At 59.6% G+C, this 12,248-nt stretch carries 8 protein-coding genes and 1 pseudogene; 8 read left to right on the forward strand and 1 reads right to left on the reverse strand.

From position 1 onward, the window contains the following. Window positions 1-72 precede the first annotated feature (72 nt). The 8 genes and pseudogenes from PSPTO_RS17055 to PSPTO_RS17090 all read left to right on the forward strand — a co-directional run bounded on the left by PSPTO_RS17055 (window position 73) and on the right by PSPTO_RS17090 (window position 11,407). Window positions 73-756, forward strand: a complete 684-nt coding sequence (locus PSPTO_RS17055; RefSeq protein ID WP_003381155.1) for a response regulator transcription factor — start codon at window positions 73-75, stop codon at window positions 754-756. Continuing rightward, a complete protein-coding gene (locus tag PSPTO_RS17060; RefSeq protein ID WP_007246072.1) occupies window positions 734-2,131 on the forward strand; it encodes a sensor histidine kinase in 1,398 nt (465 codons plus the stop codon). The genes PSPTO_RS17055 and PSPTO_RS17060 overlap by 23 nt, the downstream gene beginning before the upstream one ends. Window positions 2,132-2,551: 420 nt before the next feature. Beyond that, window positions 2,552-3,478 (forward strand): annotated as a pseudogene (locus PSPTO_RS17065) (alpha/beta fold hydrolase). Window positions 3,479-3,576: 98 nt separating this feature from the next. Then, on the forward strand, window positions 3,577-4,764 hold the full coding sequence (locus PSPTO_RS17070) for an efflux RND transporter periplasmic adaptor subunit (protein WP_011104485.1): 1,188 nt from the start codon (window positions 3,577-3,579) through the stop codon (window positions 4,762-4,764). Then, a complete protein-coding gene (locus PSPTO_RS17075) occupies window positions 4,761-5,861 on the forward strand; it encodes an efflux RND transporter periplasmic adaptor subunit (RefSeq protein ID WP_011104486.1) in 1,101 nt (366 codons plus the stop codon). The genes PSPTO_RS17070 and PSPTO_RS17075 overlap by 4 nt, the downstream gene beginning before the upstream one ends. After that, entirely contained in the window at window positions 5,858-8,893 is a 3,036-nt protein-coding gene (locus tag PSPTO_RS17080) for an efflux RND transporter permease subunit (protein ID WP_011104487.1), read from the forward strand. The genes PSPTO_RS17075 and PSPTO_RS17080 overlap by 4 nt, the downstream gene beginning before the upstream one ends. 346 nt (window positions 8,894-9,239) lie before the next feature. After that, window positions 9,240-10,436, forward strand: coding sequence for an MFS transporter (locus PSPTO_RS17085; protein ID WP_011104489.1), 1,197 nt, complete (start codon window positions 9,240-9,242; stop codon window positions 10,434-10,436). 224 nt (window positions 10,437-10,660) lie between these two features. Continuing rightward, entirely contained in the window at window positions 10,661-11,407 is a 747-nt protein-coding gene (locus tag PSPTO_RS17090; protein WP_024666348.1) for a hypothetical protein, read from the forward strand. A 50-nt stretch (window positions 11,408-11,457) separates the two neighbouring features. Here the strand turns inward: PSPTO_RS17090 and PSPTO_RS17095 are convergent, their stop codons facing one another. After that, window positions 11,458-12,180: an alpha/beta hydrolase gene (locus PSPTO_RS17095; RefSeq protein WP_011104490.1), complete on the reverse strand. Its 723-nt coding sequence runs from the start codon at window positions 12,178-12,180 to the stop codon at window positions 11,458-11,460. Window positions 12,181-12,248: the final 68 nt, after the last annotated feature.

Raw genomic sequence — 12,248 nt, forward strand, 5'->3', positions numbered from 1 at the left:
CTTTCTTTCAGGAAACGTGACGGGTTTTAAAGGCAGAATAAGCCTTTGAACGCACCTATTCAGGCAGGGACCATGACCCGAATTCTGGCAATCGAAGATGATGCCATCACCGCAAAGGAAATTGTCACCGAACTCAGCAGCCACGGGCTGGAAGTGGACTGGGTGGACAACGGCCGTGACGGCCTGGCGCGTGCAGTGAGCGGCGACTACGACCTCATTACCCTGGACCGCATGCTGCCGGAGATGGATGGCCTGACCATCGTCACCCACCTGCGTGCCCAGGGCATTTCCACGCCGATCCTGATGATCAGCGCGCTGTCCGATGTGGACGAACGCGTACGCGGGCTAAGGGCCGGAGGCGATGATTATCTGCCCAAACCGTTCGCGTCGGACGAAATGGCAGCACGCGTCGAGGTCCTTCTGCGCCGCAGCAACCCGGTCAGCGCGGCCAAGACCGTGTTGCAGGTTGCCGACCTGGAGCTGAACCTGATCAGCCGCGAAGCCTGTCGGGGGGGTGAGCCGTTGATCCTGCTGCCCACCGAGTTCAAGCTGCTGGAATTTCTGATGCGCAACAGCGGGCAAATCATCACGCGCATGATGATCTTCCAGGAAGTATGGGGCTATCACTTCGACCCGGGCACCAACCTGATCGATGTGCACATCGGCCGTCTGCGCAAGAAGATCGATCAACCTGGCACCGCACAGCTGATCCAGACCGTGCGAGGGTCAGGTTATGTCATTGCCGAACCCGTCTAAGGGCTGGCGATCTTCAACAAGCCGCCTGTTGGCGCTGTACAGTTCTCTGTTTGTCGCCTGGAGCGTGATTCTTCTGGGCGTTCTCTATTGGGAGGTCAACTCCTATCTGGACACCCTCGCCCGCGAGTCACTCACCCACCGCCAGCAATTGTTCTCGCGCTTCGAAGGTCAGGCACTGGTCGATGCCCTGGCCACCAGCATGACTTTCGATACCCGCGCGGTAGATGCTTACGGCCTGTTCGACCAGAACTTCCGCCCGGTCGCCGGCCCCATCACCAGCGTGCCGGAAAACCTGCCCATCGATGGCCTGATCCATGTGCTGAACGACTGTATCGAGTCGGAAGATCCGGGCATGCCGCAAGGCAGTTGCGATGCGATCGTCAATCGTACCTCCGACGGCCGCTGGCTGGTGCTGGTGCGCGAGAATGGCTCACTGCTGGCGGTCAGCACGCTGATCCTGCACGCCTTGTTGTGGGGGATTTCGCTGACCATTATTCCTGGCGTGGCCGGCTGGCACTGGTTGCGTCGGCGCCCGTTGCGCCGTATCCGCGCCATTCAGGCCAGCGCTGAATCGATCATTGCCGGCGACATGGCTGGCCGCCTGCCGGTGTCGAACCGGCGTGACGAACTGGACATGCTGGCGGTGATCGTCAACGCCATGCTCGACCGCATCGAAAAACTCATGAATGAGGTCAAGGGCGTCTGCGACAACATCGCCCACGACCTGCGCACGCCCTTGACCCGGCTGCGCGCCCAGCTTTATCGCATCCAGCAACAATCAGCACACGACTCGACCCATGCCGTACAGATCGCGCAGGTTATCAGTGAAGCCGACACGCTGATGGCGCGCTTCCGTGGGCTGCTGCGGATTTCGGAGCTGGAGGACCGTCAGCGACGTTCGGCATTCGTCGAGCTGCAGTTGCGACCACTGCTGCAGGAGCTGCATGATTTCTATTTGCCTCTGGCCGAAGAAGACCAGATTACCCTGCTGCTGGATTTGCAGGACCCGTTGCCTACGCTGGTGGGCGACCGCGCTCTGCTGTTTGAAGCGCTGACCAATTTGCTCGGTAACGCTATCAAATTCACCCCGCCTGGCGGCATCGTGAAAATCAGCGCCTATCCGGGCAAGGACACTGCAACGCCCTGCATCGACGTACAGGATTCCGGCCCCGGCATCCCTGTTGCCGAACGCGCAGCGGTGTTCCAGCGCTTCTATCGCAGCGAAACCGGCAACGAGCAGAGCGGCTTTGGTCTCGGCCTGTCGGTGGTGGCGGCGATCGTCAATTTGCATGGCTTTTCGTTGCAGATCGGCACCAGCGAATATGGCGGCGCAAGCCTGCTGCTGGAATGTCGCGTCGCCAACACGCTTACCTGAAGTTCACGCGCACAATGTGATGGTTACATATGCGTCGTGCCTGCTTTTTGACGAGATTAAGGCGTCTGGCACGATGGTTCCAGAGGTTTAGATATTAATCTGGCGCGATCTGCCAAGCGTTAAATTGTAACTAGATGTTACAAAAAAGCATACAGCTTGACCGTTTCAGCGCTGGCAAGTTCCACTCAAAAGATGCGTTTTTACGCCTCGATATTGCGCTTTTCCCCGAACAAATCCATTCCGTGCATTCACTTCACAGCATCGCCCCTCGTACAAAATGTGAACGGCTAGACATTTTTATGACGTCAGTGACTTGTCGGTCCGTCAGCACTGCGTTATTTATAACGGGCAACTCCTGTACCTGCGTCACCCCAAATAATAACTCACCGGATTTCGCCATTAACCAGGCGAGGCTTTGGCATGGCTGCCAAGGCAGAGAACGCGGCACTACATTACTGGATCAACATCGGCTGGGAGGCTGTTATGGGCGCACAATCAAAGATTTTAAGCGTGGGTGAGTAGAAGGTTTACACCGAGACTTACTGGAAAAGCAGTGACGCGAAGACCATCTTGCTGGTCAACGGTGCGCTCTCAACTACAGGCTCGTTCGGGCAGACGGTCAAGTACCTGCAACCGCACTACAACCTCGTGTTGTTCGACCTGCCGTTCTCGGGGCAATCCCGGGCGCACAACCCCGACGAGATGATCGTCAGCAAGGAAGATGAAGTACAGATCCTCCTTCAGCTCATCGACCTGTATCAGGTCAACTACCTGCTTTCGGTCTCCTGGGGCGGTGTATCGGCCCTGCTGGCCTTGGCGCAATGCCCGGCTTCGGTGGAAAAAGCCATCATCAGCTCGTTCTCTCCAGTGCTCAACGAACCGATGCTCGACTACATCGACAAGGCTCAGGTCTACCTGGCAGCACGCGAGAAACGCAAGATCGGCTCGCTGCTCAACGACACCGTCGGCAAGCACCTGCCGCGCCTTTTCAAACTCTATAACTACAAGCATCTGATCGGCCTTGCCGAGCACGAATATGGCCAGATCGACTTTCACATCAGCCAGATCCGCACACTAAGCGCCAGCAACTACGTCGAGCGTTTTTCCTCGATCAAGATCCCGGTGCTGTTCATCAACGGTGAAAAAGATGAATACACCACGGTTGAAGATGCGCGTATGTTTTCCAACTACATTGCCAAAAGCAGCTTCAACGTAGTTCCGGACACCGGACACTTTCTTGATCTGGAAAGCAAAGCTGCCTGGCACCACTCGCAAAAGACTGCACTGTCCTTCCTGGGGACAGAAGCCAGCCAACAGGTATGGCCAAGCGTCACTGCAATGGCCTGAAGCACCCTCGCCTGCGTCCGGAAAGCCGCACAGCTTTTCCGGCGTGACGTTGTGGTTCGTGGGTGTCGGCTTATCTGACTGGGCAGTGCTATTCGTTGATGACTCTTTGCTTGGCGACGCTTTTGCGTTCGTGCTGCCGTGTGCCCGGAAATATTCGGTCACAGCGCTTCAATTCCTTCCAGCCCGGTCTGGTGCTGGGTTTCATCTCGCTGCTCTCGCTCGGCGCTTGCTCCGCAGGGAAACCCGCAGAAAAGGCGCTGGTGCGGGTCGCGGTGCAACCGGTTGCATCGCTAGACGTGGCCAGCAGCGTAATGCTGACGGGCGATATTCAGGCGCGAAAAGTCACCGAACAGTCCTTCCGTGTGTCCGGCAAGCTGGTCAAACGTTATGTGGATGTCGGCGACCGGGTGCGGGCAGGGCAAGTACTTGCCAGACTCGACCCGCGAGAACAGAAGACCGATCTGGCGTCGGCCAATGCAGAAGTGGCCGTGCGGGAGTCACGCTTGCACCTTGCCGAGCAGAATTATCAGCGTCAGCAATTACTGCTGCCCAAGGGCTACACCAACCTCAGTGAATACCAGAAGGCACGTTCCGGCCTGGACAGTGCGCGCGGGGATCTGGCGGCGTTGCGAGCGCAGCAGGCCAACGCGCGCGACCAGGTGGGCTACACCGAGCTGTTCGCGGTAGCCGATGGCGTCATCACTGCGCGCCATGCAGAGGAAGGTCAGGTGGTACAAGCCGCCACGCCGGTTTTCAACCTTGCCCATGACGGCCAGCGCGAGGCGGTATTTTCGGCGTATGAATCGCTGCTGGGTGCCGACCAGACCGAAGGCACGGTAACGATCAGCCCACTGGGGCAACCGAGCATTCAATTGAGCGGCTCCATCCGCGAGATCACATCGATTGTTTCCGCCGCAAGCGGCACACTACGGGTACGCGTTGCCTTGCCGGACGCCGCCATCGCACCGGCGCTGGGCTCGGTGGTCAGCGCACGCTTGCAGACCCGATCGCAGCGGGCATTCGCCCTGCCCTGGTCGGCGTTGAGCCGCACCCAGGGTCAGCCGGCAGTCTGGCGGCTGGACGACCAGTCGAAAGTCCGCCTGACGCGCGTGAAAGTGCTGCGTTACGAACAGGGCCAGGTGATCGTTTCCGAAGGGCTGAACGAAGGCGATCGGGTGGTTTCCCGAGGGCTGCAGTTTCTCTATCCCGGACAACAGGTCGAGGTGGCCGAGCAAGCGTCAGTCAAGCCCGCCGTCTCGCTGGCAACATCGGAGCCTGCGCAATGAACGGCACCGCCACAGGACCACGATCGTCACATTTTCACTGGCTACTCTGCGCGCTGATCGTGGCGCTACCGGGCTGTCGCGACAAACCGCTGCGCGAAGTGATTGATCGCCCGGTGCTGTTCACCGAAATAGCCGATCCACAAAATGCGTCCTATGGTCGTTTTGCCGGAAGTATCCAGCCGCAGCATGAGGTTGCACTGGGCTTTCGCATCGCCGGACGCCTGGCCACCCGGCATGCCGAGATGGGTGATCGGGTGCGCAAAGGCGACCTGCTGGCGACCCTCGACCCCAGCGACCAGCAAAACCGCCTACGTGCCCGTCAGGCAGAACTGAGCAGAGCCCGGTCTGCCTGGCAGCAGTTGAGCGACGAGCAAACGCGCTACCAGCAGCTATATACCCGAGGCGTCGGCTCGCGGGCGCGTCTGGATCAGTTGAACAGCGACCTGCGCAGCCAGAACGCACTCCTCGATCAGGCCAGCGCAGCGGTGCAACAAGCCGGTGACCACCTTGCCTACACCCGGCTTACCGCCGAATTCGACGGCCTGGTCACCCAGTGGCAAACCGAAGTGGGCCAGGTCATGGCCACCGGGCAAGCGGTGGTCAGCCTTGCCCGCCCGGAAAGCCGCGAAGCGGTGGTCGACCTGCCGGTCGGGCTGCTGGCCTCGCTGGATGACAGTCGGCAGATCAGAGTGATTTCCCAGCTTGATAAGCAGGTGTCGGTGATTGCCAGTGTTCGCCAGTTGGCCCCGCAGATCGATGCGGGCACGCGCACCCAGCGCGTCCGCCTGGCCTTGCAGCACATACCGGACAGCTTGCGTCTGGGCTCCACAGTGACCGTTGAAATAAGCGGCAACGCCCCGGCCTTTCATGAGCTGCCGGCCAGCGCCGTGCTGGCGCGGGATGGCAAGGATCAGGTGTGGGTGATCGACCCTTCAACCTCGACACTGAGCCCGCGCGCGGTGCAGGTGCTGGCGCGTAAGGGCGGCAAAGTACAGGTCAGCGGCGAACTGCACGAAGGCGAGAAAGTGGTGACTGCCGGCGTCAACGGCATGCAGTCCGGACAGAAAATACGCATGCAACGCGAGGTCAGTTTGTGAGGGAGCGCTTCAATCTGTCGGCCTGGGGGCTTAAACACCGCACGCTGGTCTGGTACATGATGTTCGTTTCACTGCTGATGGGCAGTTGGTCGTTTCTGAACCTGGGCCGCGAGGAAGACCCCTCGTTCGCCATCAAGACCATGGTCATCCAGGCCCGCTGGCCGGGCGCGACACTGCCCGACACCCTGCAACAGGTCACAGACCGACTGGAAAAGAAGCTTGAGGAAATCGACGCGCTGGACTACGTGAAAAGTTACACGCTGGCCAGTGAATCGACGATTTTCGTGTTCCTCAAAAGCGAAACCCGCAGCGCTGATATCCCCGCGGCGTGGTATCAGGTGCGCAAAAAAATCAGCGATGTGCGCAGCGAACTGCCCAGCGGTATTCAGGGCCCGGCGTTCAACGACGAGTTTGGTGACGTGTTCGGCAGCATCTATGCGTTCACCGCCGACGGCCTGTCGTTTCGTCAGCTGCGCGACTACGTCGAGCAAGTGCGCGCCGACATTCGCAGCGTGCCCAACCTGGGCAAGATCGAACTGCTCGGCGCGCAGCGCGAAGTCATTTATCTGAATTTCTCCATTCGCAAGCTCGCGGCGCTGGGCATCGATCAGCGTCAGGTGTTGCAAAGCCTGCAAGCGCAAAATTCGGTGACGCCCGCAGGCGTCATGGAAGCCGGTCCTGAGCGTATCGCCGTGCGGGCCAGCGGTCAGTTCAGCAGTGAAGAAGACCTTGAAGCCATCAACCTGCGCTTCGGCGACCGATTCTTTCGCCTCAGCGATCTGGCAACCATCGAACGCCGTTATGCCGACCCGCCCTCCTCGCTGTTCCGCTTCAACGGCCAGCCCGCCATCGGCCTTGCCGTGGCCATGAAACAGGGCGGCAACATTCAGGCGTTCGGCACGCAACTACAGCAGCGCATCGACGACCTGACCACCGAGCTGCCGCTGGGCATCGACGTGCACCTGGTGTCGAGCCAGGCCGAAGTGGTCGAAAAAGCCATCGGCGGTTTCACCCACGCCCTGTTCGAGGCGATCCTGATCGTTCTGGTGGTGAGTTTCATCAGCCTCGGGGTTCGCGCAGGCCTGGTCGTTGCCTGCTCGATTCCGCTGGTACTCGCGCTGGTCTTCGTGTTCATGGAGTACAGCGGCATCACCATGCAACGCATTTCGCTCGGTGCGCTGATCATCGCCCTCGGGCTGTTAGTGGATGACGCCATGATCACCGTCGAAATGATGGTCACGCGCCTTGAAAGCGGCGACTCCTTGCAGCAAGCCGCGACCTTTGCCTATACCTCGACAGCCTTCCCGATGCTGACCGGCACGCTGGTGACGGTTGCCGGTTTCGTGCCCATCGGCCTGAATTCCAGCTCAGCGGGCGAATACGTGTTCACCATGTTCGCGGTCATCGCCGTGGCGCTGCTGCTGTCCTGGCTGGTGGCGGTGCTGTTTGCGCCACTGATCGGCGTGCACATTCTCAAGGCGTCGGCACAGCATGCTGCGCCGGGGCGCTGGATGCGCGGTTTCAGCCGCCTGTTGATCAAGACGCTGGAGCAGCGCTGGTGGGTGATCGGCATCACGTTACTGATGTTCGTCGGCTCGCTGTTCGCGGGCAAGCTGCTGCAGAATCAGTTCTTCCCGGACTCCGACCGCCCGGAAATCCTGGTGGATATCTACATGCCGCAAAACGGCTCCATCGAAGGCACACGCCAGACCATGGACCGCTTTGAAGCAACGCTCAAGGACGATCCCGACGTGCTGCGCTGGAGTTCGTATGTCGGCAAAGGCGCGGTGCGTTTCTACCTGCCGCTGGACCAGCAACTGAGCAACCCTTTTTATGGGCAACTGGTGATCGTCAGCCAGGGCGGCGCAGCGCGGGATCGCCTGATCGAACGCCTGCGCCAGCGCTTTCGTGATGACTACGTTGGGGTGGGCGGCTACGTTCAGCCGCTGAACATGGGCCCGCCCGTCGGCTGGCCGGTGCAGTACCGGGTCAGCGGCCCGGACATCGAACAGGTGCGCAGTCAGGCCATGGCGCTGGCCGCCATTCTCGACGCCAACGCCAATATCGGTCAGGTCATCTACGACTGGAACGAACCGGGCAAGGTGTTGAAAATCGACATCGCCCAGGACAAGGTGCGCCAGTTTGGCCTGTCGTCTGAAGACGTGGCGCAGATCCTCAACAGCCTGGTCACCGGCACGACCATCACGCAGGTGCGCGACAGTACTTATCTGGTCGATCTGGTAGGCCGCGCCGAAAGCGACGAACGCAGCTCGATACAGACCCTGAGCAACCTGCAAATCCCGACGCCCAATGGCTCGACGGTACCGCTGCTGGCATTCGCCACACTCAGTTACGAACAGGAACAGCCGCTGGTCTGGCGCCGCGACCGGCTGCCGACCATCACCCTTAAAGCCAACGTACTGGGCACCTTGCAACCGGCCGCACTGGTCAAGCAACTGAAGCCGGCGGTCGAGGCCTTCAGCGCCGGTTTACCTTTGCGCTATTCGGTCGCCACCGGCGGCGCAGTCGAGGCCAGCGCTCGTTCGCAAGGGCCTATATTAAAGGTCGTGCCGCTGATGTTGCTGTTGGTGGTGAGCTTCCTGATGATTCAGCTGCATAGCGTGAAAAAGCTCCTGCTGGTCGTCAGCGTGGTGCCGCTGGGGCTGATCGGCGTGGTCGCCGCGCTGTTGATGTCCGGCTACCCGCTGGGCTTCGTGGCAATTCTCGGCGTGTTGGCGCTGATCGGTATCATCATTCGCAACTCGGTGATCTTGGTGACGCAGATCGACGAGTTCATCGCCGCCGGCGAAAGCGCCTGGTCAGCCGTGGTCAAAGCCACCGAACATCGCTGCCGACCGATCCTGCTGACGGCAGCGGCCGCCAGCCTGGGCATGATCCCGATTGCCCGCGAGGTGTTCTGGGGGCCGATGGCCATCGCCATGATCGGCGGCATCGCCATCGCTACCCTGCTGACGTTGTTTTTTCTGCCAGCGCTGTATGTGGTGAGTTATGGGATCAGGCGGCCCACTTGAGCGACGTAGGCTTCGACGCATGCCTTTGGGTAGGCGCCAGTGCGACCTCCAGATCACTGAAACGCCCCACATTGATGAGCCTGAAGCTTTTGATTTCCATGAAAGTCCCTGAGGGGATTGATCCAGAACACAATGACGGTCGGCATTATGGCACTCCTGAGCGCCCCGTGAAGACCTCGCCATAAAACGACTCAAATCAAATCATCATTCCAAGAAATATCCTGTATCAACTCGCCGTACCTACTTATCCCCCGACAAAACCGTTAGCCTGCTTGCCATCGGTCAATAACCCATCTGACAGACGCACGTCGCGTGCTTGCCAGGTTTAGCTCAAGCGAGACTTTTCATGCCCCACTCGGCCCAATCTGCGCATAACACCGTCACCATGACGCCCGGTCTGGTGATGCTGTTCGCGTTCTGCTGTGGCGCGATTGTCGCCAATATCTATTACGCGCAACCGATCATCGAGCTGATTGCCCCAGACATCGGGCTGTCGAGTACGGCGGCCAGTCTGATTGTTTCGTTGACGCAGATCGGTTATGCACTGGGCCTGTTCTTTCTGGTGCCGCTGGGCGATTTGCTGGAGAACCGCAGGTTGATGCTGGTCACCACGGTGGTTGCGGTGCTCAGCCTGCTGGGCGCTGCATTTGCCGAGCAGCCGAATCTGTTTCTGCTGGTCTCGTTGCTGGTCGGTTTCAGCTCGGTGTCGGTACAGATGCTGATCCCGCTGGCGGCGCATCTGGCGCCGGAAGAATCGCGCGGCCGGGTAGTTGGCAGCATCATGGGCGGGTTGCTGTTGGGGATTCTGCTCGCGCGGCCCATCGCCAGTCTGGTGGCTGACCATTTCGGATGGCGTGCGGTGTTCGGTTCGGCGGCCGTGGTGATGATCGGTATCAGCGTGGTGCTGGCGACCACCATGCCCAAACGCCTGCCTGAACACCGTGCGTCCTATGGCCAGTTGCTGTTCTCGCTCTGGACCCTGTTGCGGACCCAGCCTGTGCTGCGCCAGCGTGCTTTTTATCAGGCCTGCATGTTTGCGACGTTCAGCCTGTTCTGGACCGCCGTACCGCTGGAACTGTCGCGCAATCACGGGCTATCGCAAACCCAGATCGCCCTTTTTGCCTTGATCGGTGCCATTGGTGCCATCGCGGCCCCCATCAGCGGCCGTTTGGCAGACGCAGGCTATACGCGGATAACGTCATTGGGCGCACTGTTGTTCGGGGCACTGAGCTTTCTTCCGGGCCTTATTCATCCGGTATACAGCGTGATCGGCCTGTCGATAACCGGCGTGGTGCTGGATTTCTGCGTGCAGACCAGCATGGTGTTGGGCCAGCGCACCGTTTATGCACTGGATGCCGCGAGCCGCAGCCGACTCAACGCGTTGTACATGACCAGCATTTTCATCGGCGGCGCGATTGGCTCGGCGGTGGCCAGCCCGCTGTTTGATCATGGCGGCTGGACCTGGGTGTTGATCGCAGGCACGCTGCTGCCGCTGACTGCATTGCTGGCGTTGCTCAGGGATCGATCCAGGCAGAATGCGTAAACGCTGCACTTTGTGATCCAATTGCAGGATAATGCCGCGGCGATGGCATAGCCCATCGCCCTTCTGGCTCTCTCGCACCTCAAGGCTCGCGTATCCGGCACCTCTGGATCTGCGCGATTGAACACGGATTGTACAGACGCCTCATCCCAAGGCCCCCAACCCGCCGATACTGCTGTTCAAGCGCATCGGTACGCATTTCCGTAACCCGAACAAGGCAAACAGCAATGGACGCAGCACCACGAACAAGCAAGTTTTACGCAATTCTAGCCAAAATATCGATAAGCGTTACCGGCATGATCGGGGCCATGTGGAGTATTTTCACGTACTTTTTTCCAGACCCTGCTGTTCTTGGCCTCAGGGTTGATTTCATCAATTGGAAAACCCTGATCATTATCGTTAGCACTGCCATGATGCTCTGCGGCCTTTACATCGCGTTCCTCGCCAGAAAGCTTCCCTCGGCACTCAAGCTTGGCGTCTGGCTGGCACTTGCACTGTTTCTCTGCGCGGTGTTCTTTAAACTGGGCGGCGAATACGCCAAACCCTCGATCGATTTCGCCCGTAGCCAGACGCTGTTCACCGAGAATGACAACGCCAACATATTCGGAAAACGTTCCGAAAACGTGGACAACCTGGACATCGAGTTGCTGGGCTGTGACCAGAACGGCCAATCGCCGACCTGTACGCTGGAGCTGACCAACAGGAGTGCAGACCGGGATTTCCGCTTTGTGAACCCGATCAGCCTGTTCGAGGAAACCGGTGGCGCGCTGGGCCTTTCGCAAATGCGTGTCGGCGATGCCAAGTCCGACCGCTGGGACAATTTCCAGCTGATCCGCAACGTCCCTACCCGCGTGACACTGACGTTTGAAGCGGCCAAGGGCAAGGTCAAGCAGTCACCTGCCTTGAAGCTGTCCTTCCGTGATCGCGAGAATAAAGACAACGTACTCAAGTTCAACGAGGTCAAGGTCAACTAGTTAACCGTGGATCGTGCGTCGCCTCGCGGGTGTGACGACGCGCGTATCCGCTACCGACTTGACTGCTGCAGCCAGTTCGCCAGGTCCACCACTTCAGCCTCGTTGATGCTGTGCCCCAGGCCTTCATACCCATGAAACTGCGGCGTCAGGCCGAGCGACTTGAGGGTTGCTTCGGCTTGCGGGCCGCTGGCGTAGGCCACCTGGCGATCCTGCACGCCGTGACCGATGAAAACCTTCAGCGCCTTGAGGTCATCAGACGCGTTAACTTCGGATTTAACCACCGGCAACAACCGCCCGCTCAACGCCGCAAAGCCACCGACCAGCGTCGGCTGACGCAAAGCGACTTCGTAGCTCATCATGGCGCCCTGGCTGAACCCGACCAGAAACACCTTGCCTGGCTGCGTGCGGAATTTCTCGGTGGCCTGGGTGATGAAATCGGTCAGTCGCTTACCGCTGCTTTTCAGGTCTTCGGTCACGCCATCGTAATCGGTACCGCCTTTCTTCTGGGTAAACCACTTGTAGCTGTCTGCCTGCAACTCCACCGGAGCCTGCACCGACAGGTAGTTGAAGCCCGCAGGCAAATGTTCCTTGAGCCCGAACAGATCAGCCGCATTACTGCCATAGCCATGAATGAAAATCACCAGCGGCCGGTCTGGCGTTTCGACATTGGCCTGCGCCAGGTAGTCCAGCGGCAGGTCGGTATGCAAGGTGTTGTCCTGCGCCTGCGCCATTGTGGCGACGGCAAACAACAAGGCAGCGAAAAACTTCAGCATCGGTTCATGACCTCTGTTGGACGCTGCCTGTGGACAGCGTCGTGAGTGGACGTCGCGGCAGAAACTGA

The sequence above is a fragment of the Pseudomonas syringae pv. tomato str. DC3000 genome (assembly GCF_000007805.1).
Taxonomy (GTDB): Bacteria; Pseudomonadota; Gammaproteobacteria; order Pseudomonadales; family Pseudomonadaceae; genus Aquipseudomonas; species Aquipseudomonas avellanae.

What these genes read in the sequence shown, in the direction of transcription:
- PSPTO_RS17085 (WP_011104489.1), top strand. Translation starts at nt 9,240, where the DNA reads ATGCCCCACTCGGCCCAATCTGCGCATAACACCGTCACCATGACGCCC.
- PSPTO_RS17060 (WP_007246072.1), top strand. Translation starts at nt 734, where the DNA reads ATGTCATTGCCGAACCCGTCTAAGGGCTGGCGATCTTCAACAAGCCGC.
- PSPTO_RS17055 (WP_003381155.1), top strand. Translation starts at nt 73, where the DNA reads ATGACCCGAATTCTGGCAATCGAAGATGATGCCATCACCGCAAAGGAA.
- PSPTO_RS17070 (WP_011104485.1), top strand. Translation starts at nt 3,577, where the DNA reads ATGACTCTTTGCTTGGCGACGCTTTTGCGTTCGTGCTGCCGTGTGCCC.
- PSPTO_RS17095 (WP_011104490.1), bottom strand. Translation starts at nt 12,180, where the DNA reads ATGCTGAAGTTTTTCGCTGCCTTGTTGTTTGCCGTCGCCACAATGGCG.
- PSPTO_RS17075 (WP_011104486.1), top strand. Translation starts at nt 4,761, where the DNA reads ATGAACGGCACCGCCACAGGACCACGATCGTCACATTTTCACTGGCTA.
- PSPTO_RS17090 (WP_024666348.1), top strand. Translation starts at nt 10,661, where the DNA reads ATGGACGCAGCACCACGAACAAGCAAGTTTTACGCAATTCTAGCCAAA.